At 43.1% G+C, this 19,937-nt stretch carries 21 protein-coding genes; 18 read left to right on the top strand and 3 right to left on the bottom strand.

What is annotated here, in order from left to right; genetic code table 11:
- Nucleotides 1–169: 169 nt before the first annotated feature.
- Complete coding sequence (locus ACSLGF_RS10885) at nt 170–958, bottom strand: C39 family peptidase (RefSeq protein ID WP_456005247.1); 789 nt, start codon at nt 956–958, stop codon at nt 170–172.
- 233 nt (nt 959–1,191) lie between these two features.
- On the opposite strand from ACSLGF_RS10885, the gene ACSLGF_RS10880 reads away from it, so the two are divergent.
- The 17 genes from ACSLGF_RS10880 to ACSLGF_RS10800 all read left to right on the top strand — a co-directional run bounded on the left by ACSLGF_RS10880 (nt 1,192) and on the right by ACSLGF_RS10800 (nt 16,864).
- Nucleotides 1,192–2,367, top strand: a complete 1,176-nt coding sequence (locus ACSLGF_RS10880; RefSeq protein ID WP_456005245.1) for an ATP phosphoribosyltransferase regulatory subunit — start codon at nt 1,192–1,194, stop codon at nt 2,365–2,367.
- Complete coding sequence (hisG, locus tag ACSLGF_RS10875) at nt 2,360–3,004, top strand: ATP phosphoribosyltransferase (RefSeq protein ID WP_456005242.1); 645 nt, start codon at nt 2,360–2,362, stop codon at nt 3,002–3,004. The genes ACSLGF_RS10880 and hisG overlap by 8 nt, the downstream gene beginning before the upstream one ends.
- Nucleotides 3,004–4,293 (top strand): histidinol dehydrogenase, encoded by a 1,290-nt coding sequence (gene hisD, locus ACSLGF_RS10870; RefSeq protein WP_456005240.1) that lies wholly within the window; start codon nt 3,004–3,006, stop codon nt 4,291–4,293. The genes hisG and hisD overlap by 1 nt, the downstream gene beginning before the upstream one ends.
- Entirely contained in the window at nt 4,290–4,874 is a 585-nt protein-coding gene (hisB, locus tag ACSLGF_RS10865; protein WP_099728849.1) for an imidazoleglycerol-phosphate dehydratase HisB, read from the top strand. Before hisD ends, hisB begins: the two co-directional genes overlap by 4 nt.
- Nucleotides 4,874–5,512 carry an imidazole glycerol phosphate synthase subunit HisH gene (gene hisH, locus ACSLGF_RS10860; RefSeq protein WP_456005237.1) on the top strand — a complete coding sequence of 213 codons (639 nt, stop codon included), beginning with the start codon at nt 4,874–4,876 and terminating at the stop codon, nt 5,510–5,512. Before hisB ends, hisH begins: the two co-directional genes overlap by 1 nt.
- Nucleotides 5,509–6,246: a 1-(5-phosphoribosyl)-5-[(5-phosphoribosylamino)methylideneamino]imidazole-4-carboxamide isomerase gene (hisA, locus tag ACSLGF_RS10855; RefSeq protein WP_456005234.1), complete on the top strand. Its 738-nt coding sequence runs from the start codon at nt 5,509–5,511 to the stop codon at nt 6,244–6,246. Before hisH ends, hisA begins: the two co-directional genes overlap by 4 nt.
- Nucleotides 6,243–7,001 (top strand): imidazole glycerol phosphate synthase subunit HisF, encoded by a 759-nt coding sequence (hisF, locus tag ACSLGF_RS10850; protein ID WP_456005231.1) that lies wholly within the window; start codon nt 6,243–6,245, stop codon nt 6,999–7,001. Before hisA ends, hisF begins: the two co-directional genes overlap by 4 nt.
- Complete coding sequence (gene hisIE / locus ACSLGF_RS10845; protein WP_456005228.1) at nt 6,998–7,627, top strand: bifunctional phosphoribosyl-AMP cyclohydrolase/phosphoribosyl-ATP diphosphatase HisIE; 630 nt, start codon at nt 6,998–7,000, stop codon at nt 7,625–7,627. Before hisF ends, hisIE begins: the two co-directional genes overlap by 4 nt.
- Nucleotides 7,628–7,757: 130 nt before the next feature.
- Nucleotides 7,758–9,218, top strand: a complete 1,461-nt coding sequence (locus ACSLGF_RS10840) for a tetratricopeptide repeat protein (RefSeq protein WP_456005226.1) — start codon at nt 7,758–7,760, stop codon at nt 9,216–9,218.
- A 363-nt stretch (nt 9,219–9,581) separates the two neighbouring features.
- Complete coding sequence (locus tag ACSLGF_RS10835) at nt 9,582–10,943, top strand: NlpC/P60 family protein (protein ID WP_456005224.1); 1,362 nt, start codon at nt 9,582–9,584, stop codon at nt 10,941–10,943.
- A 234-nt stretch (nt 10,944–11,177) separates the two neighbouring features.
- Entirely contained in the window at nt 11,178–12,128 is a 951-nt protein-coding gene (gene trxB / locus ACSLGF_RS10830; RefSeq protein WP_099727985.1) for a thioredoxin-disulfide reductase, read from the top strand.
- 348 nt (nt 12,129–12,476) lie between these two features.
- Nucleotides 12,477–12,941 (top strand): 8-oxo-dGTP diphosphatase, encoded by a 465-nt coding sequence (locus ACSLGF_RS10825; protein ID WP_099727982.1) that lies wholly within the window; start codon nt 12,477–12,479, stop codon nt 12,939–12,941.
- A 39-nt stretch (nt 12,942–12,980) separates the two neighbouring features.
- Nucleotides 12,981–13,868, top strand: a complete 888-nt coding sequence (rapZ, locus tag ACSLGF_RS10820; protein WP_456005262.1) for an RNase adapter RapZ — start codon at nt 12,981–12,983, stop codon at nt 13,866–13,868.
- Nucleotides 13,869–14,828 (top strand): gluconeogenesis factor YvcK family protein, encoded by a 960-nt coding sequence (locus ACSLGF_RS10815; RefSeq protein ID WP_456005221.1) that lies wholly within the window; start codon nt 13,869–13,871, stop codon nt 14,826–14,828.
- A gap of 17 nt (nt 14,829–14,845) precedes the next feature.
- Nucleotides 14,846–15,796 carry a DNA-binding protein WhiA gene (whiA, locus tag ACSLGF_RS10810; protein ID WP_456005219.1) on the top strand — a complete coding sequence of 317 codons (951 nt, stop codon included), beginning with the start codon at nt 14,846–14,848 and terminating at the stop codon, nt 15,794–15,796.
- Nucleotides 15,797–15,822: 26 nt separating this feature from the next.
- Nucleotides 15,823–16,080, top strand: coding sequence for an HPr family phosphocarrier protein (locus ACSLGF_RS10805; RefSeq protein ID WP_456005216.1), 258 nt, complete (start codon nt 15,823–15,825; stop codon nt 16,078–16,080).
- A gap of 40 nt (nt 16,081–16,120) precedes the next feature.
- Complete coding sequence (locus tag ACSLGF_RS10800; protein WP_456005214.1) at nt 16,121–16,864, top strand: arylamine N-acetyltransferase family protein; 744 nt, start codon at nt 16,121–16,123, stop codon at nt 16,862–16,864.
- Between the two features lie 50 nt (nt 16,865–16,914).
- On the opposite strand, the gene ACSLGF_RS10795 is transcribed toward ACSLGF_RS10800, so the two are convergent.
- Nucleotides 16,915–17,403, bottom strand: a complete 489-nt coding sequence (locus ACSLGF_RS10795; protein ID WP_456005211.1) for a ribonuclease — start codon at nt 17,401–17,403, stop codon at nt 16,915–16,917.
- A 374-nt stretch (nt 17,404–17,777) separates the two neighbouring features.
- A complete protein-coding gene (locus ACSLGF_RS10790; RefSeq protein WP_456005208.1) occupies nt 17,778–18,755 on the bottom strand; it encodes a 2-hydroxyacid dehydrogenase in 978 nt (325 codons plus the stop codon).
- 564 nt (nt 18,756–19,319) lie between these two features.
- On the opposite strand from ACSLGF_RS10790, the gene ACSLGF_RS10785 reads away from it, so the two are divergent.
- On the top strand, nt 19,320–19,901 hold the full coding sequence (locus ACSLGF_RS10785) for a beta-class carbonic anhydrase (RefSeq protein ID WP_456005206.1): 582 nt from the start codon (nt 19,320–19,322) through the stop codon (nt 19,899–19,901).
- Nucleotides 19,902–19,937: the final 36 nt, after the last annotated feature.

The raw sequence follows: 19,937 nt of genomic DNA, 5'->3' as shown, positions 1-19,937 counted from the left end.
TAACAACATTCGTATTCAAACGAAACTAAACAGCCAATCACCGATAAACTATCGGCAATTGGCTGTATAAAGGTGTTTTGATCCCTGTCTCAAAAACGGGGGTCAGTCCCCCATATAGAGGCTGTTTTTTTATAGCGTTTCCCTCTCATCAATCAATGAGAAATGTATTCTATGCTTTAATGATCATCGCTTGACTGCCCATCTGTTTCCAAGAATCCTCAAACTGGTCACGATCGACTCGTTGATTCTTTTCTCCGTATGGGTTATTCAAGTAGACGTACTCCTCGTCGTAGCCTGTGATGACGACGCTATGCACATTAAAGCTCACATCTATTTTGCCATTTGGTGTATTCCATGTTTCGATGTTATCTGTTTTGTCAAAGGTGGATGTCGTAATCACCCATACAGGGTAGCCCTTTTCAAGTGATTGGTAGATGGCCTTTTTGACAGGCTTTCCAGTTAAGTCGACGACTTGATCACCCGCATATTTTTTCGCAAGTTGATAAATAGGTTCATGGTATACGCCAAGACCTGGCCCATTCTCCATATCGCCTACAAACCCATCATGCGGGTCTCCTTTTAAGCCATTCTCATAATTTAGTGGAACGCGCTTGATTTCATTTGCCAATGTGTTTTTTGTCACTCGCTCATAGCCGCTGTAATGAAGCAGCATCGCTAAGCTTGTGACTTCGCAGCCGTTATATAGCTTTGGTGCATCCATTTGATTATAGAGGATGACATCCATGGCTTTTTTGCTTCCTTTTAAAGACTGGTGTGTGGCATCCGTTTTTTTCGTTGAACGTGTCTCTTCTGCCGCAAGTGCGGTATCATTTTCTTTTGCTGCTTCGTGTGGCGAAGCTGTTTTTTTGACTTGGTCGATTTGTGAAACATAAATAAAGCCGAAATAAACAAGACATGCGCACAATAAAGTTAAGGTTAATGTCTGGATGAACTTCACTGTAATCTCCTGTGTTATTCAATATTTTTATGTATTATAGCACGTTCCTTCATTGAATATGTAGAAAAGGTTCAGGTGTCACTTGAATGTAATAATTCCACAAAATTTTAATGAAAATAGAGAGAAAATAAAAATGATTGATTTAATCACTTTATTTTGTTAGCATATTATCATATTAGCGAACTAAAGGATTCTGAATTTTTCGTTTTAATGTGTTGGGGGTGCGGAAGAACATGTTTATGTTTGAGAAACCATATGGTATGCGGGATTCATTGCCAGGATTGTATGAGACGAAGAAAAAAGTGAGACATTCATTAACAGAGGTTATGAATGGTTGGGGTTACCGTTTGATGGAGACACCAACGCTTGAATTTTACGATACAGTCGGTGTTCAATCGGCGATTACAGATACACAGCTATTTAAGCTCCTTGATCAAAACGGTCAAACCCTTGTGCTGAGACCTGATATGACGGGGCCGATTGCAAGAGTGGCGGCTTCAAAGCTTCATGAGCAGGCGTATCCACTTCGGGTTGGTTATGCAGCCAATGTGTTCCGGGCGCAGGAAAGAGAAGGCGGAAGACCATCTGAATTTGAGCAGGTCGGAATTGAATTGATTGGTGATGGTTCAATTAGTGCAGACGCTGAAGTCATTGCGCTTGTCGTATTTGCATTAAAAAATGCCGGGCTTCAATCATTCAAAATAGCGATCGGGCATGTTGCTTTAGCAGAGACGTTATTTGTAGATGTACTGGGAAATACAGAGCGTGCAAACGTCCTTCGGCGATTTTTATATGAAAAGAATTATGTGGGATACCGGCAGCATGTAAAGCAATTACCCCTCTCATCCATCGATAAAATGAGGCTGTTACAGCTTTTAGATTTTCGCGGCGGAGAGGAAGTCACGCAGCAGGCAGAGGAAATCGTGGTTTCACAAGAGGGAAAAGAGGTGCTTGCTGAGTTAAAGTCACTTTGGGAGACACTTGAAGATTACGGCTGTACAGAATATATCCGTTTAGATTTAAGTATGGTGAGTCATATGAGCTACTACACAGGCATTTTGTTTGAAGTATTTGCAGATCATGTTGGGTTTGTCATCGGGAGTGGAGGAAGGTATGATCAATTACTTGCTCATTTTGATGCACCTGCACCAGCTACAGGGTTCGGTCTTCGATTAGACCGCCTTCTTGAAGCGCTAGATGCAAAAGAAATCAATGAACCGCAGGAGGCTGTGATTTTTAGTAAAGAACAAAGACTAGAAGCATTTGCTTTTGCAGAAAAAGAGCGTTCAAAGGGCAAAAAAATTGTCCTGCAAGACTTAGCGGGTATTGAAAATATTGACGCGATGACCAAGGCATTTGAGCAAGTGACTTATTTTATCGGCGCTAGAAAGGAAGAGCAAAATGGGTAAAGTGTTGACGATGGCGATGCCAAAGGGCCGGATATTTGAAGAAGCAGCAGGGCTGTTGAGGCAGGCGGGGTATCAGCTGCCAGAGGAATTCGAGGATTCAAGAAAATTAATCATTGATGTACCGGAAGAAAACCTCCGCTTTATTTTAGCCAAGCCGATGGATGTGACGACTTACGTAGAGCACGGTGTGGCGGATGTTGGTATTGCAGGGAAGGATGTCATGCTCGAAGAAGCTCGTGATGTATACGAAGTGCTCGATTTAAACATCAGCAAATGTCATTTAGCCGTTGCCGGATTACCAGGAGCCAGCTGGGGCGGTGTCGCGCCGCGTGTGGCAACGAAGTACCCAAACGTAGCCTCGTCCTATTTTAGAGAGCAAGGTGAGCAGGTAGAAATCATTAAGCTGAATGGTTCCATTGAATTAGCACCGCTCATCGGCCTTGCCGATCGAATTGTTGACATTGTCTCCACAGGTCAAACGCTGAAGGAAAATGGACTTGTCGAAACTGAGCATATCTGTGATATCACGTCACGTTTTATTGTCAATCCTGTGAGCTACCGGATGAAGGATGCGGTGATCGATGAAATGGCGCAGCGTCTGGCAAGAATCATTGAAGGAGAAGGGGAGGAATCATGATGAACATCACCTACATACAAGAAGGTGAGACAGACACTCTCTCACTCAAGCGGTCTTTAGATACAGGAACGGAAGAGCAGCGTCAGGCTGTTCAGCGCATTATTCAAGAAGTGAGAAAAAATGGTAACGAAGCCGTACGGTCATTTACGAAGCAATTTGACGGTGTATCCATTGAAGAGCCACTTGTGACGGAGGATGAAATGGCAAAGGCCTACGAACGTTTGGAGCCGGAGATGGTTCAGATTATCCAAACGGCTATCAAGCATATTCGCACATACCACGAGCGTCAGCTGACATCCTCTTGGTTTTATCACCAAAAGGATGGCTCAATGCTTGGTCAAAAGGTGACACCTCTTGATGCGGTAGGTGTGTATGTCCCAGGCGGCACAGCTGCCTATCCATCATCTGTATTAATGAATGTGATCCCCGCGCTAGTCGCTGGCGTTGAACGAATTGTCCTTGTGACACCCCCTGGGAAAGATGGCCGTCTCTCTGACGCTGTCTTGGCTGCGGCAAAGGAGCTTGGTATTTCTGAGATGTATAAAATGGGCGGTGCACAGGCGGTAGCGGCACTTGCCTATGGAACGGAAAGCATCAAGCCTGTTGATAAAATCACAGGTCCAGGCAACATTTATGTAGCGCTGGCAAAACGGGAAGTATTTGGTCAGGTAGATATTGATATGATTGCAGGTCCAAGTGAAATTGCAATTCTAGCAGACGAAACAGCAGTCGCGCATGAGATAGCGGCGGATTTACTTTCGCAGGCAGAGCATGATGCGCTGGCATCTAGTATTTTGGTGACACCGTCTAAGACACTTGCTGAAAGCGTGCAGGCTGAAGTAAGAAAGCAGCTTGATACTTTGCCGAGAAAATCAATCGCAGCACAATCCATACAAGATCATGGCCGTATTTACGTGACAGAATCAATCGATCGTGCAGTAGACGTCATCAATCAATTAGCGCCAGAGCACTTAGAGGTGCTGACAGCATATCCGGAATCACTTCTTGGTCAAATCAAGCATGCTGGCGCGATTTTCTTGGGACGCTATAGTCCAGAGCCAGTGGGAGATTATTTCGCAGGACCGAATCACGTGCTGCCAACAAACGGAACAGCTAGATTCTCAAGCCCGCTAAATGTGACCGATTTTCAAAAGAAAACGAGCATTATTTCATACAGTAAAGAAGCCTTTGAGACGCATAGGGAAAGCATTGCGGCTTTTGCAAGATTAGAAGGGCTTGAAGCGCATGCAAGGTCGATTGAAGCGAGAAAGCGGGAGGAATCAAAATGAGACAGGCGGAAACTGCGAGACAAACAAATGAAACGAACATTTCGTTAGCGTTAGAGATTGATGGAGAAGGAAAAGCGGATATTCAGACAGATGTCCCTTTTATGACGCACATGCTTGATTTATTTACGAAGCATGGACATTTTAATTTGACCGTAGATGCGAAAGGAGATACAGATGTCGATGATCACCACACAACAGAAGATATCGGCATCGTGCTTGGGCAAATGTTTAAGGAAGCATTAGGTGATAAAAAAGGAATCAAGCGGTACGGATCTAGCTTTGTTCCAATGGATGAAACACTTGCTCAGGTCGTAGTCGACCTAAGCAATCGTCCTCATTTGGAAATGAGAGCGGTCTTCCCGAGTCAAAAGGTCGGCACCTTTGATACGGAGCTCGTTCATGAGTTTCTATGGAAATTTGCCCTTGAAGCCCGTATGAACCTCCATGTGATCGTTCACTACGGAACCAATACGCACCATATGATTGAAGCGATTTTTAAAGCGATGGCACGTGCCCTAGATGAAGCAACAACCATTGATCCGCGTGTGAAAGGGATTCCTTCGACAAAGGGGATGCTCTAATGATCGGAGTCATTGATTATGGGATGGGAAATTTGTTTAGTGTATCAAAAGCGCTGGAACGAGCTGGCGCCCCTTATATCGTTTCCTCTGAAGTGGAGGAGCTCAAAAAGGCAGATGCTTATATTTTGCCAGGGGTGGGGTCGTTTCGTGATGCGATGCAGCTGTTAAGACAGAAGGGACTTGAGGCGTTTATTCACCAAGTCGTGCAGGAAGGAAAGTTGTTATTTGGCATTTGCCTTGGTATGCAGCTGTTGTTTGAAGAAAGCGAAGAGGCAGGACTGACAAAAGGATTGGGGCTGTTAAAAGGACGTGTCGTTCTTTTAAAGGATCGCGATCAGGACGGACAAAGGCTGAAGGTACCTCATATGGGGTGGAACGAGCTCACATTTCATCAGCCGTCCCCATTATTTGACGGTGTGCCGGAAGGGTTTGCGTACTTTGTTCACTCTTATTATGTGAGTGACATGAATGTAGAAGAGCAATTGGCAAGTGCGGCCTATGGCGTACAAGTACCAGCAGTTGTTGGAAAGGGGAATGTGCTTGGGTCACAGTTTCACCCTGAAAAAAGCAGTACAACGGGAATGGCACTGCTCAAACAGTTTATTCAATTAGCAAAAGAACAGAGGGTGAACAAATGAGTGAATTTACACTGTATCCAGCGATTGATATGAGAAATGGCAAATGTGTACGACTCGTGCAAGGAGACTATGATCAAGAAACTATTTATGGAGATTCACCGCTAGATATGGCCGCGCGGTTTGCAAATGAAGGAGCGAAATGGATTCATCTCGTTGATCTAGATGGTGCAAAAGCTGGAAAGCGCGTCAATCATGAGCATGTGCTGGCGATTGCTTCGTCCTTAGATGTGAATGTACAAATAGGCGGCGGCATTCGGACAGAAGAAGACGTTGAATTTTATTTGAGCAATGGCGTATCTAGAGTCATCCTTGGCAGTTCTGCTGTTTCTAACCCAGCCTTTGTGAAAAAAATGCTTGCACAATATGGTGAGAAAATAGCGATTGGAATTGATGCACGAAATGGCTTTGTATCGACTGAAGGCTGGCTTGAAACGTCGAAAGTGAAGGCAGAGGAACTTGGCAAAGAATTGGCTAAGGAAGGCGCAGAGGTCTTTATTTTCACCGATATTCAAATGGACGGCATGCTCTCTGGTCCCAATGTGGAAAGTACGGTCCGATTAGCGGAAGCGACCGGTAAACAAGTCATCGCCTCAGGTGGCGTCAGTGCTGTAGCTGATATTCAAAAGCTGTCAGTACAAAAGCATGCCGGTGTTTCTGGTGCGATCATTGGCAAGGCGCTTTACACGAAGCAGTTTACTTTAGCAGAAGCGTTTGAAGGGCTTGACAGCATATGATGACAAAACGTATCATCCCATGTCTCGATGTGAAGGAAGGGCGTGTTGTCAAAGGTGTACAATTTCTAGGCTTAAAGGATGCTGGTGATCCAGTAGAATTAGCGAAGATCTATGATGAGGAAGGCGCGGATGAACTCGTCTTTCTCGATATTTCAGCCTCTCATGAAGGACGAAAAACGATGGTGGATGTGGTCAAGCAAGTAGCGTCCACTCTTGCCATACCTTTTACGGTGGGCGGCGGGATTAACCACCTTGATGACATGAAGCGTATATTAAGAGCGGGTGCAGACAAAGTATCGGTGAACACAGCGGCTGTTTTAAGGCCAGAGCTGATTTCAGAAGGAGCCGATTTTTTTGGTTCTCAATGCATCGTCGTCGCGATCGATGCGAAGTACGATGAAGAGAAAAAAGCATACATGGTCTATACCCACGGAGGGCGCCGTAAAACGGAAATAGAAGTCAGCGACTGGGCGAAAGAAGCAGTGCTGAGAGGAGCAGGGGAGATTTTGCTGACAAGCATGGATGCCGATGGTGAGAAAACAGGCTTTGATCATTTATTGACGAAGCTTGTATCAGAAGCAGTCACAGTACCAGTCATTGCCTCTGGAGGCGCGGGCAATGCGCAGCATATGCTGGAGGCTTTTACAAAAGGAGAAGCTGATGCAGCATTAGCAGCCTCCATATTCCATTATAAAGAGACCTCGATTCAAGAGGTGAAGACATACTTGAGAGAACACGGGGTGAAGGTCAGATGAAACAGGCAAACGAAATAACCTTTAACGAAGCAGGTCTGATTCCTGCGATTGTACAGGATGCACAGAGCAAGGAAGTGCTGACGCTTGCGTATATGAATCAAGAATCCTATGAAAAAACGTTGGAAACAGGCGAAACATGGTTTTTTAGCCGTTCGCGAAACGAGCTTTGGCACAAAGGCGGCACATCTGGACATAACCAGCAAGTCACATCCATTCGCTATGACTGTGATAAGGACGCTCTGCTTGTACTCGTGACACCAAGTGGCCCAGCATGCCATACTGGCAGCTATAGCTGTTTTTCGGAAGAAGGCGTGAAGCGCCAAAGCGAAAAGCAGGACCGCTTTGCCATTTTAAATGAACTTGAACAGGTCATTGCAAAGCGCCAGGCAGAAATGCCAGAAGGAGCTTATACAACCTATCTATTTGAAAAAGGGGTCGATAAAATCCTGAAAAAGGTAGGGGAAGAAGCTTCCGAGGTCATCATCGCAGCGAAAAACCGTGATCAGGAAGAGTTGAAATGGGAAACAGCCGACCTCCTGTATCACCTTCTTGTGTTATTACGTGAGCAGCAATTGCCGCTAGATGATGTATTAAAGGTATTGAAAAAGCGTCATCAAGGTGAATGAAAAGCCGGGGACACTCCTGGCTTTTTGCTTTTGAGTGAAAAACAAATCCTTCCTTTTCTTTTGTTCTATGTGACGACTCGTGAAGTATGTTATACTACACACGGTACACTGTTCGAAATGGAGGGTATCGGTGAGTAAATACACTTCTCAAAATCATCACACACAAGTCGTCCAGCTATTCCAAGATGGGCATTACTTTTTTCATAAAGGTCTAAAAGCATATAGAGAAAGAAATCTGCCAAAGGCAGTTAAGCTGATACAGCGGGCTATTGTACTTGAGCCTGAAAATGTAGAAATGCTGTCACAGCTTGCCATTATTTATACTGAAATGGGTCATTACCAACAATCAAATGAACTGCTTGATTTCATCCTCGAACACGTAGATGAAAACATGTCAGAGTGTCACTATTTTAAAGCGAATAATTATGCCAATCTCGGACTGTTTCAAGAGGCATATAAGTCAGCCACTGCTTATGCCGCTTTGGAAGAGGATGGGGAATTTACGGATGAAAATGATGATCTTCTCGACCTGCTCGATATGAGTGACGAAGAGGACGAAGATTTTCCTTATGATCAGGATGACCTGATTGTGAAGCAGGATCAAGCGAATCATTTGTTAGAAAGCGGCAGGCTTGACGAAGCTATTGAGATGCTAGAACAGATGATTGTTGAGTATCCAGAATTTTGGTCAGCTTATAATAATCTCGCTTTGGCCTATTTTTATTCTGGTCAGATTCATCAAGCGAAAGAGACGTTGAACCGGGTCCTTCATGAAAATCCCGGTAATCTGCATGCCCTTTGCAACCAGCTCGTGTTCTATCATTATGAAAAAGAAGAAGAGAAGGTCAACGTGTTAGCGAAGCAATTAACGCACGTGTATCCAATATTAAGTGAACAGCGTTATAAGCTTGGTGCGACATTTGCCCTCGTTGGAGAATTTGAATGGGCCTTTAAATGGCTTTATTCTTTGTATAAAACAGGCTTTCAGGGAGATAGTACATTTTTATACTGGCTTGCCAGTGCAGCCTATCAAACGGGCCGCAAAACGCTGGCACAAACCGTTTGGGATAAGATGGTAGAAGAAGATATAGATGCAGATGAAATCAAGCCGTGGCAGGATAAACCAGAGGAGACTGAACCAATGGTCTCAATTGAGGAACGGCTAACTGCGTACTATGTCAGTAAACAAAAAGGTGAGCGAGACGTTCTGCAATCTGTCCTTGATGCCCGCGCAGCGAAAACAGCCTTTGAACAGCAATTCATCGAGCTGCTTTTATATGAAGATCAAATGGAAGAACGGTCTTTTTCAGGAGATGCGCTCTTCGCAAAACAGGCGGCATCCGCTTTGGAAGAAGCCGTGCAGCCTGATAACCACATGCCATATTTTTGGTTATTCCATATTATTCAGCAGGCACGTGCTTCTGGTGTAGATAAGAAAAATGCGCCTGCATGGGCAGCAGCTTCTTATTACCTATGGATGAATGAACAAGAAGAATCACCCGTCAGTAAAAAAGAGGTAGCGTCCTCTTTTCAGATCAGCGTTCAGACACTGTCTAAATATGAAAATGTCATTTATACGTTCATCGACTAATAGGTAAATAGATTCATAGAATAGCAGCATGACCCAAACGGTCATGCTTTTTTCTTGGATAAAAAGGTGGGATTTGCAAGGATTTGGCGAAGTATGACAATCACGACATGTTTTTGAAACATAAATGTAATAAAAATATTAGCTCATTTTGTCGATGTCTCATGTATAATGAAAATCGTGGATTAAAACAAAGACATATATTTAGATATTTTACTATACATAATGAAACACCTAGTGATAGAAACAATCTGGTCAACATCTGACTGATAAATCAGGAAGAAAGACATAGAGAGCACAGATTGGTCGCAGAGAATTTGCTGCTTTCTAATGTCGCTTGGGAAATTGTCAAAGGAGGAACTATTCGTGAAAAAGTTTATCACTTTCGGTTTAGCTTCGGTGATCGGAGCGAGCGGTTTATTTATCCCATTTACTCATGAAGCAAATGCACAGGACTTTGAACAAAAGAAACAAGAACTAGACAGCAAGCAATCTGAGGTAAACAAGAACCTTCAAAAGAAAAAAGAAGAGCTTTCAAAGCTTGAAGCAAAACAAGAGGCGCTTGCACTAAAGCTAAAAGAAATTGACGAGAAAGCTTTAAAAACAAGTGATCAAATCGAAGAAAAACAAGCAGAAAATGAAAAAACAAAAAAAGAAATCAAAGCACTGAAAAAAGAAATTGCTGATACAGAAAAACGTATTGAAGATAGAAACAAATTCTTGAAAAAGCGTGTACGTGCGCTTCAAGAAAACGGCGGTTCTACGAAATACATAGATGTATTACTAGGAGCAAAAAGCTTTAGCGATTTCATTAGCCGTGCAGGTGCTGTATCTACACTAATCAACGCAGACAACGAAATCATTAAAGAGCAAGAAAGAGACAAAGCTGAACTTCAAAAGTCTGAAAACGAATTAAACACAAAGCTTGAAGATGTTCAAAAGACACTTGCAAAGCTTGAAACACTTCAAACGGACTTGAATAAACAGCTTGATGAAAAAGACAAGCTATTCAAGCAAGTGAAGAAACAAAAAGGAAGTGCTTCTTCTGAAATCAGTGAGTTAAACAGCGAGGCTAACAGCATTGCATCTGAAAAGAACGCAACAATTGCTGCACAAAAACAAGCTGAAAAAGAAGCTGTTCAAAAAGCAAGAGAAGAAAAAGCACAAAGACAAGAGCAGCGTCAAGCAAGTGTTCAAACGGAAGACAACAGCTCAAATAACGATAGCGGCTCGTCTTCAAATAACAGTGGATCATCTAATAACAACAGCAGTTCACCAAGCAAGAAGCCATCTTCTGGCGGTGGATCACCTGTCAGCAATAACGTAGGCGGAATCGAAGGTGCGATCAGCACAGGCTCTAGCATTGTTGGACAATCTCCATATAAATGGGGCGGCGGCAGATCACAAGCCGATATTAACGCACGTCGTTTTGACTGTTCTTCATTCGTCCGCTGGGCATTCGCATCAGCAGGTATCCACCTTGGGCCAGTTGGCGGAACGACAACAGATACGCTTGTAGGTAAAGGAAGAGCTGTAAGTGCATCTGACATGAAACGCGGAGACCTTGTGTTCTTTGATACGTATAAAGTAAATGGACACGTTGGTATTTACTTAGGAAACGGTACATTCTTGAACGATAACAGCTCCCATGGTGTTTCAGTTGATTCAATGAGTAATCCTTATTGGAAGAGATATTTCAATGGCGTTGTAAGAAGAGTCGTTGAATAAATCACTACTTTGTATATAACCGTAAACAGGCTTCCTTAAACAGCAGTTTAAGGAAGCTTTTTCTTTTTTTGAAGATATGAGCAAATGATTCGCTTATTCCCCGCAGATTTAATAGGATATGGGTAAGGAATAAAAGCTAAGAATGGAAATGATGCTTTCTGTCATGAATGGAAGCATCACCCAAGGGCATTCTAATAGGAAATGCTAGCAGCAATTGAAGAGGGAGTGACAGTTGTGTCAGAAGAAAAAATCTACGATACGATCATCATTGGAGCGGGTCCTGCCGGAATGACAGCCGCTGTTTATACATCACGAGGAAATCTTTCAACATTAATGATTGAAAGAGGAATTCCAGGTGGACAAATGGCGAATACGGAAGATGTCGAGAACTATCCTGGCTTTGAAAGCATTTTAGGGCCGGAACTTTCAAATAAAATGTTTGAGCATGCGAAGAAATTCGGTGCTGAGTATGCATATGGCGATATTAAAGAAATTGTTGACGGTGAAGAGTACAAAATCGTCAAAGCCGGTTCAAAAGAATACAAAGGGCGCTCTGTCATTATTGCAGCAGGTGCTGAATACAAAAAAATCGGTGCACCAGGTGAAAAAGAGCTTGGCGGCCGCGGCGTATCATACTGTGCAGTATGTGACGGTGCCTTCTTTAAAAACAAAGAGCTTGTGGTGATTGGCGGCGGAGACTCTGCGGTAGAAGAGGGTGTTTACCTCACACGCTTTGCATCAAAAGTAACGATTGTCCATAGACGCGACAAACTTCGTGCCCAAAGCATCTTACAAGCACGTGCCTTTGATAACGAAAAAATCGACTTCATGTGGAATAAAACCGTAAAACAGATTAATGAAGAAAACGGAAAAGTCGGCAGTGTGACATTAATTGATACTGTGACAGGTGAAGAAGAAGACTTCAAAACAGACGGCGTCTTTATCTACATCGGTATGCTGCCACTTTCTAAACCATTTGAAAACCTAGGGATTACAAATAAAGAAGGCTATATTGAGACAAACGAAAGAATGGAAACAAGAGTAGAAGGCATTTTCGCAGCTGGTGACATTCGTGAAAAAACACTTCGTCAAATTGTCACAGCAACAGGTGACGGAAGTATTGCAGCACAGAGCGCACAGCATTATGTAGAAGAGCTTGCTGAAAAGCTAAAAGCAGCGAAATAAACGGCTGTCGCAAATCCTTAATATAGCGTCACGGGCTTTTAACTGGAATGTAACACGGGTGAAACAATTATCCGTTATGATAAAACTAGTAATTGACCCCCTTTTATAAGGAATATATGTTTGGCACGGATGTGAATCCGTGTCCTTTTTTTTGCATAAAATCAGAAATTCACGAGATGTTCACAAATGACGCATGGAGAACCGTTAGATGTTGTAAAATAAAGAGTAGAGAAATTGGACGTGACATCATTCAGATCTATTTTTCGGTGAAGAACGGGCATGTTCATTGTGGGAGTCAGGATGAACCTGTATAATAAGAAAAAGACATATAAGAGTAGGTGACAGCTGATGCAACGAGTAACCAATTGTGTGCTGCATCACGAAGATCAAGTTCTCTTGCTGCAAAAGCCAAGACGCGGCTGGTGGGTAGCGCCGGGCGGCAAAATGGAAAGCGGAGAATCGGTCAAGGATTCAGTCGTTCGAGAGTATAGAGAAGAAACAGGCATTTATATTTTAAATCCGCAGCTAAAAGGTGTTTTTACCTTTATCATAAAAGAAGGCGATCAAATCGTTCAAGAGTGGATGATGTTCACCTTTATGGCAGATTCATTTACTGGGAAAAACGTGACAGAATCAGAGGAAGGTATTTTAAAATGGCATGACGTACAGGATGTGCCTAGTTTGCCGATGGCTCCTGGAGATTCCCATATTCTTGACTTCATGCTAAAGGGAAAAGGACTTCTCCACGGCACTTTTACGTATACGCCAGATTTTGAACTAATTGCTTATCGGTTAGATCCTCAAGGAGACTAATAAATGAACCGTTTTCATAAAGAAGGAGAGGGAGCAGGCATGAATACGCACAAACAAGATGATATTCAGCTTGTGATTATTACAGGAATGTCAGGTGCAGGGAAAACCGTTGCCATTCAAAGCTTTGAAGACTTAGGTTACTTCTGTGTGGATAACTTACCGCCATCACTTTTACCGAAGTTTCTAGAGCTCATGAAGGAATCGAATTCAAAGATGAGCAAGGTGGCTCTTGTGATGGATTTGCGCGGCCGCGAATTCTTTGATAGCTTAGTTGCTGCCTTAGATGAAATGAATGATATCGGCTGGATCACACCAAGGATTCTATTTTTAGATGCAAACGATAAGGTGCTTGTCTCAAGATACAAAGAAACGAGACGTTCGCATCCCCTTGCGACAACAGGACTGCCGCTCGAAGGTATTGCAATGGAGCGCGAGCTGTTAGAGGAGTTGAAAGGCCGGTCTCAAATGATTTTTGACACATCGGATCTGAAACCAAAACAGCTTCGAGAAAAAATTGTCACACACTTTGCCACCAATCAAGGGCAAGTGTTTACAGTGAATGTGATGTCCTTTGGCTTTAAATACGGTCTGCCGATTGATGCTGATCTTGTCTTTGATGTGAGATTCCTGCCGAATCCTTACTATATTGAGAGCATGCGTCCACAGACTGGAAACGATGAAGAAGTGCGCTCCTATGTGATGAAATGGACTGAAACACAAAAATTCATGGAGAAATTAATCGATCTCCTCAGCTTTATGCTTCCGTCCTATAAACGAGAAGGAAAGAGCCAGCTTGTGATCGCCATCGGCTGTACGGGCGGCCAGCATCGATCTGTGACGCTCGCTAACTATTTAGCGGAGTATTTTAAAAACGATTACTATACACATGTCACTCACCGGGACATTGAAAAGAGAAGCAGAAAATAGATGACGACACTACCAAAGGTTGTCATTCTTGGCGGCGGTACTGGCTTATCTGTTTTGCTCAGAGGGCTAAAAACAAAGCCAGTGGATATTACCGCCATTGTAACGGTTGCTGATGATGGGGGCAGCTCAGGCAGACTGCGCCATGATTTGAATATTCCGCCTCCAGGCGATATTCGAAATGTACTTGCGGCACTCTCTGATGTTGAACCGCTTGTAGAAGATTTATTTCAGCACCGTTTTAACAAAGGGAATGACTTAACAGGCCACTCTCTCGGCAACCTCATTCTTGCGGCTATGACAAATATAACCGGTGATTTTTTTCATGCCGTCACAGAAATGAGCAAGGTCTTAAATGTGAGAGGAAAAGTATTGCCAGCAGCGAATTCAAGTGTTGTTCTTCACGCGGAATTAGAAAATGGGCAAGTGGTGACTGGAGAATCAAAAATCCCAACCTATGGGGAAAGGATTAAACGAGTGTTCCTCACACCAAATACGATTGAGCCGCTCCAAGAATCCATTCAAGTCATCCGTGAAGCTGATTTGATCGTCATTGGACCTGGCAGCTTATATACGAGTATTTTGCCGAACTTGCTTGTACCGCATATTGGAGAAGAAGTGATTCGCTCTAAGGCGAAAAAAGTGTATATTTGCAATGTCATGACGCAGCCGGGGGAAACGCTTTCCTACAGTGCAGCTGATCATGTGCAGGCATTAAACGATCATATGGATCGACCGTTCATTGATATCATTTTTGTGAACAATAAAGAAATTCCAGAAGAAATCAAAGCAAAATATGCAGAAGAACAGGCGCAGCCTGTACAGTTCGACACCGATGTACTCAAAGCAATGGGACTGGAAGTCATCCCTGGAGAAGTCATTACATATGACCAACATGTGATTCGTCACGACACGCTCAAGGTGGCCTCACTGCTCGTCGACCTGCTGCATCAGAAAAAATAGGAATGGGGGTGGCAAGGATGTCATTTGCATCCGAAACAAAAAAAGAGCTGACTAATCTGGACGTGAAGGACTGCTGCTCAAAAGCAGAGCTTTCTGCCCTCATCCGTATGAACGGTTCATTATCTTTCTCTAACCGAAAATTGATTTTAGATATACAGACAGAGAACGCAGCCATTGCAAGACGTATTTATACGCTGCTTAAAAAGAAATATGACGTGACAGTCGAGCTGCTCGTCCGTAAGAAAATGAGATTAAAAAAGAATAATGTGTATATTGTCAGACTGGTAGAACGAGCGAAAACCATTTTAGAGGATTTGAAAATATTAGGTGAACAATTTGTATTTGAGCGCAATATTTCAGAAGAACTTGTGAAGAAAAGATGCTGCAAGCGCTCCTATATGAGAGGTGCTTTTTTAGCAGGCGGTTCTGTGAATAATCCAGAAACGTCTTCCTATCACCTTGAGATTTTTTCGCTATACAAAGAACATAATGATGCCCTTTGTGAGCTGATGAATCAATTTCATCTCAACAGTAAAACACTTGAGCGCAAAAAAGGGTATATTACGTACATGAAAGAAGCTGAAAAAATTACGGAATTCTTAAGTGTTGTGGGCGCCCATAACTCATTGCTTCGCTTTGAAGACGTGCGAATCGTCCGAGATATGAGGAATTCCGTGAATCGGCTCGTCAATTGTGAAACAGCAAACTTGAATAAAACGATCGGTGCCTCACTGCGTCAGGTCGAAAACATTCAATTCATTGATGAAAAAATTGGACTGGATGCTCTGCCAGATAAACTGCGTGAAATTGCTAAACTGCGAGTCGACTATCAAGAAGTCACGCTGAAGGAACTTGGCGAAATGGTGGAAAGCGGCAAGATCAGCAAATCAGGCATTAACCACCGCTTAAGAAAGCTAGATCAAATTGCAGAACAATTACGAAACGGACAAGCTGTTACACTTAAATAGGAAAATAAAAAAGGGAGGCAGATCATATGGTGGAAGAAACGGTCACAATCCAGCTGAAAACAGGTTTGCAGGCACGTCCAGCTGCTTTGTTCGTACAAGAAGCCAATCGCTTTGGTGCTGATATTTTTCTGGAGAAAGATGGGAAAAAGGTCAATGCGAAGAGCATTATGGGTCTCATGAGTCTTGCGATCAGCTCTGGGGTCACTGTCAAACTGATTGCAGATGGTGCGGATGAACAGGAAGCCATTGATACGTTAACGGATTTTATCAATCAAGAAAACTGAGTCTCTTCACAGGCTCAGTTTTTTTTAGGAGGGAATGTGGATGATTCAATCAGCCTTTTTACAGAAGATCGGATACGAAGGTCAGTCCATCACCTTTGATCACTTGCCTGCTTTATTAAAAAAGATGGCGTATACTTTTCCATTCGAAAACAGATCTGTGCTGAATAAACAATCCTATGACTTGGATCAAGAAGGGTTGAAGCAGCATCTTCTTGAAGGAAAGAGAGGGGGTCTTTGTTATGATCTCAATCCTCTCTTATATTATGTGTTAAAAGAGGCAGGACTCGCTGTACAGCTCGTTCAAGGGACAGTGTTTAACAATGAAGCGGGCGCATGGGCAATTGATGGCACGCATGTAGCCATAGTCCTGAAACATCACAGCGAACGCTTCCTCATTGATACAGGCTTCGGAGCCAATTTACCTCTTCAGCCTGTACCCTTTACAGGTGAATGGGTAGAAGCACCGTCTATTCGTTTTCGTGTCAAAGCAGAGGAAACCGAAAAAGGGACACACCTGCTCCAATTAGACAGGGGAGAAGGTGCTGAAACAGGCTATGCTTTTACATTAAAAGAAGTCAACGAGCACACTCTGGTCCAAATGAGGCAGGAGATTTATGAAAATGAAGCATCCCCTTTTAACAAAAAACCGCTTGCTTCAAAGCTGACACCAACAGGGCGTGTTGTCGTCACGGAGGATCATGTCACCACACATGAACATGAAGAAGTGTCGAAAAAGCCGCTCCCACAGCCTTTTGAGGACTACGTGAAAACCCTTATACCGTGAACAACATAAAAAGACAGCCCTTTTGACCTAGGGATGCCTTTTTTCATTGATTAACGAATACGTGTAAATGTCGCATAGTGGTCCGTTGTTTTGTATATGAGCCAGTCACTTGAATACACGAGGCGGTTAGCATTACGGAAGCCGGAGACGTAGTTGATATCTGCCTCACGCCATGTTCGGCCACTGGCTGAAGGAAGACGTCCCTCCCGGTTAGAGAAAACATCTCCACCGATGCTTTTGCCTGGCGCAACCTCCGCTAGATTTCCTTTCGATGCAACCCATCCAAGAGCACTTGCTTGTGATTTTGTGATGTAATTATCAGGTAGTCGTTTGTAGCGAATTAAATAATCTGCTACCCCATCAAATGTATTAATGACGGCAAGGGTACGCAAATCTGATGCAAGTTGAATTGAAGCTGGTTCATTCGTGGCTGTAGGTGTAAGAGGTGTTGCTGCTTGAGCTTGCTGCGGGATAAATCCAGAAAACAGAATAGTAGCGATCAGAGCGAACATAGTAAAAATCGAACTTATTTTTTTCATCTTCATCCTCCTATAAAGGAAATCGGATGCTGTCCTCTTGTTGCTTGTCTATCCATATTATAGCACCCGAACATGAAGGGAATGTAAAGAATCAGAATGTTTGCTAAAATGAGTCTTTTCTCCTGAGTCCATTCTTAGATAATAAATAAAAAGACGCAGTTCCCGCCTTTCAGCGTGTAGACAAACCCTCGCATTCTGTGTCAGTCCTGCGTGCCGGTGCTCACGAATGTCAAATTCGCTCCGCTTCGGTACTCGTCCTTCCTAGACTTCAAAGGTTTTCTATCACGCTGAAAAGAAGACAAAGGGCTAAAATAAAGATCATTTTAGCCCTTTGTCAACAGTCTAAAAGACGCAGTTTCCTGCGCCTTTTTCCATTAAGTTGTGGCAAGCTCCTTCACAACATCAACAGGGGCCTTTCCATCAATTCCATGAATCACATTATGAATGGCCCGTTTTAGCATGAGATCTCTTGTTGTTTCAGTAGCGGAACCGATGTGAGGGGCAAGAGTAACCTGGTTCATCTCTTTGAATGGATGATCTTCCTGGAGCGGTTCCTGCTCATACACATCAAGACCTGCCCCTTTAATCCATCCCTCCTGAAGTGCTTGAATCAGGCTTTTCTCATCCACTGTTTTCCCGCGGGAGATGTTTACAAATAAAGCGGTCTGCTTCATTAACTTAAATTCTCGTTCCCCCATCATATGATACGTTTCTTCGGTTAGCGGTGTGATCAAGACAATGATATCGGCTTGCTTCAGCAGGTCATCAAGTGCGCAATATAAAGCGCCATACGCCGATTCAGCCTTTTCATTCCGGCTTCGGTTATGATAGAGGACGTTCATATCAAAACCAAGTGCTGCCCGTTTGGCTACTTGCTCCCCGATACGGCCCATGCCAATAATGCCGAGCGTTTGATGATGAACATCAATGCCAAATATATCTTCTTCCTGTACAAATTTCGTCCATTTTCCCTCGCGGATAAAACGATCAAGCTCGGTGATTCTTCTTGCAGAGGAGAGAATGAGCGAAAAGGCAAGATCAGCGACGGTATGATCAAGTGTATAAGGAGTGTGCGTGCCGATCACTCCTCTTTGTTTCATGGCTTCTATATCAAAGTTGTCATAGCCGACCGAGTTATTGCTCACCACCTTGAGTTTTGGTGCGTGATCTAATAGTTCTTGATCGATTTTCGTTCCAGACGTTAAAAGGCCATCAGCATGTTGCAGCTTCTCAAACAAAATATCTCTTGGAATGGGGTCCTTTGATTGCCACACCTCATATGTACAATGTTCCTTTAGTATTTTCTCAAAAGAGGCAGGTAAGGGTTTGGCGACAAAAATATGTGGTGTCACAGTCAACTCGCTCCTTTCACATTGTCATCTTGCTCCTTTTATTATAAAGCAACCATTTCGGTATCACACGTTTGAATATGAGTTGCTCAATATTTAATATACTGAAATAACGGTGAAGGAGAGACATTTTCTTAGTAAACAAGTATATTCATAAGCCATCTGATGCATTTTTAAAACATTAAAAATAATCTATTGGTAGATGTGTCATAGAGAACTATCAGATTTTTTGAGAGATTATCTGACAAACTGGAAAATAGATCGAGACTTTCTGATAGAAAATTTATTATATTTGAAATGTATTAAACCGGACGTCCATTTTCTACTAAACCATTTCATCGTCTTTTGATGAACTGAGAACAATAGATTGAAAGAGCAGGCCGCATATCCCTTACGCTGAAGCGGTACCAAGACCAAAATAGAGAAAATGCTTACTTTTTTTCTCATCGTTTTCTCATTTTTTTCTTTTTTTTCTATCATTTTTCTTCTCTATGCTTGAGAGCACACGAAAGAAAAGGGGGACAGGCAAGGCGTTACGATACTTAAAAAAAGATGGGAGCTGGCAACATGGGATCAAAATTAGAAGAGATTCTTCAGCACAATTCAGAGTTTGTAAATGAGAGACATTATGAGCCTTACAAAGCGGGGAAATTTCCTGAAAAGAAACTGGTCATCTTAACTTGTATGGATACACGTCTTTTGGAACTGTTACCGCAATCCATGGGGCTGCGTAACGGTGATGCCAAAATTATTAAAAACGCCGGAGCCATCGTTACACATCCGTTCGGCAGTGTGATGCGGAGTATTTTACTAGCTATCTATGAGCTGAAAGCAGAGGAAGTGTGCATTGTGGGACATCATGAATGCGGAATGGCAGGTCTTGCGGCAGATCCTTTACTTGAAAAGGCCAAAGCACGCGGAATTGAAGAGAAATGTTTGAGCATTGTGAAAAACTCAGGGATTGATTTAAAGGGCTGGCTGACAGGCTTTGATTCGGTTGAAGAGAGCGTGTCCCAAAGCGTGAAATTAGTCAAAGCGCATCCGCTGATGCCAAGTAATGTGGCTGTTCATGGACTAGTGATTCATCCAGCAACAGGAAAGCTGGATGTCGTTGTAAAAGACAAACAGATCGATCCACAGTATACCTAAATCATCTACACATACTTGAAGGAGGCCAACACATAC

This window comes from Bacillus sp. A015 (genome assembly GCF_053851875.1).
This window is presented reverse-complemented; position numbering and strand designations above follow the sequence as displayed.

Bases quoted from the DNA above. Each gene is read 5' to 3' on its own strand.
- ACSLGF_RS10880 (WP_456005245.1), top strand. From the start codon at position 1,192: ATGTTTATGTTTGAGAAACCATATGGTATGCGGGATTCATTGCCAGGA.
- hisG (WP_456005242.1), top strand. From the start codon at position 2,360: ATGGGTAAAGTGTTGACGATGGCGATGCCAAAGGGCCGGATATTTGAA.
- hisD (WP_456005240.1), top strand. From the start codon at position 3,004: ATGAACATCACCTACATACAAGAAGGTGAGACAGACACTCTCTCACTC.
- hisB (WP_099728849.1), top strand. From the start codon at position 4,290: ATGAGACAGGCGGAAACTGCGAGACAAACAAATGAAACGAACATTTCG.
- hisH (WP_456005237.1), top strand. From the start codon at position 4,874: ATGATCGGAGTCATTGATTATGGGATGGGAAATTTGTTTAGTGTATCA.
- hisA (WP_456005234.1), top strand. From the start codon at position 5,509: ATGAGTGAATTTACACTGTATCCAGCGATTGATATGAGAAATGGCAAA.
- hisF (WP_456005231.1), top strand. From the start codon at position 6,243: ATGATGACAAAACGTATCATCCCATGTCTCGATGTGAAGGAAGGGCGT.
- hisIE (WP_456005228.1), top strand. From the start codon at position 6,998: ATGAAACAGGCAAACGAAATAACCTTTAACGAAGCAGGTCTGATTCCT.
- ACSLGF_RS10825 (WP_099727982.1), top strand. From the start codon at position 12,477: ATGCAACGAGTAACCAATTGTGTGCTGCATCACGAAGATCAAGTTCTC.
- rapZ (WP_456005262.1), top strand. From the start codon at position 12,981: ATGAATACGCACAAACAAGATGATATTCAGCTTGTGATTATTACAGGA.
- ACSLGF_RS10815 (WP_456005221.1), top strand. From the start codon at position 13,869: ATGACGACACTACCAAAGGTTGTCATTCTTGGCGGCGGTACTGGCTTA.
- whiA (WP_456005219.1), top strand. From the start codon at position 14,846: ATGTCATTTGCATCCGAAACAAAAAAAGAGCTGACTAATCTGGACGTG.
- ACSLGF_RS10805 (WP_456005216.1), top strand. From the start codon at position 15,823: ATGGTGGAAGAAACGGTCACAATCCAGCTGAAAACAGGTTTGCAGGCA.
- ACSLGF_RS10800 (WP_456005214.1), top strand. From the start codon at position 16,121: ATGATTCAATCAGCCTTTTTACAGAAGATCGGATACGAAGGTCAGTCC.
- ACSLGF_RS10795 (WP_456005211.1), bottom strand. From the start codon at position 17,403: ATGAAAAAAATAAGTTCGATTTTTACTATGTTCGCTCTGATCGCTACT.
- ACSLGF_RS10785 (WP_456005206.1), top strand. From the start codon at position 19,320: ATGGGATCAAAATTAGAAGAGATTCTTCAGCACAATTCAGAGTTTGTA.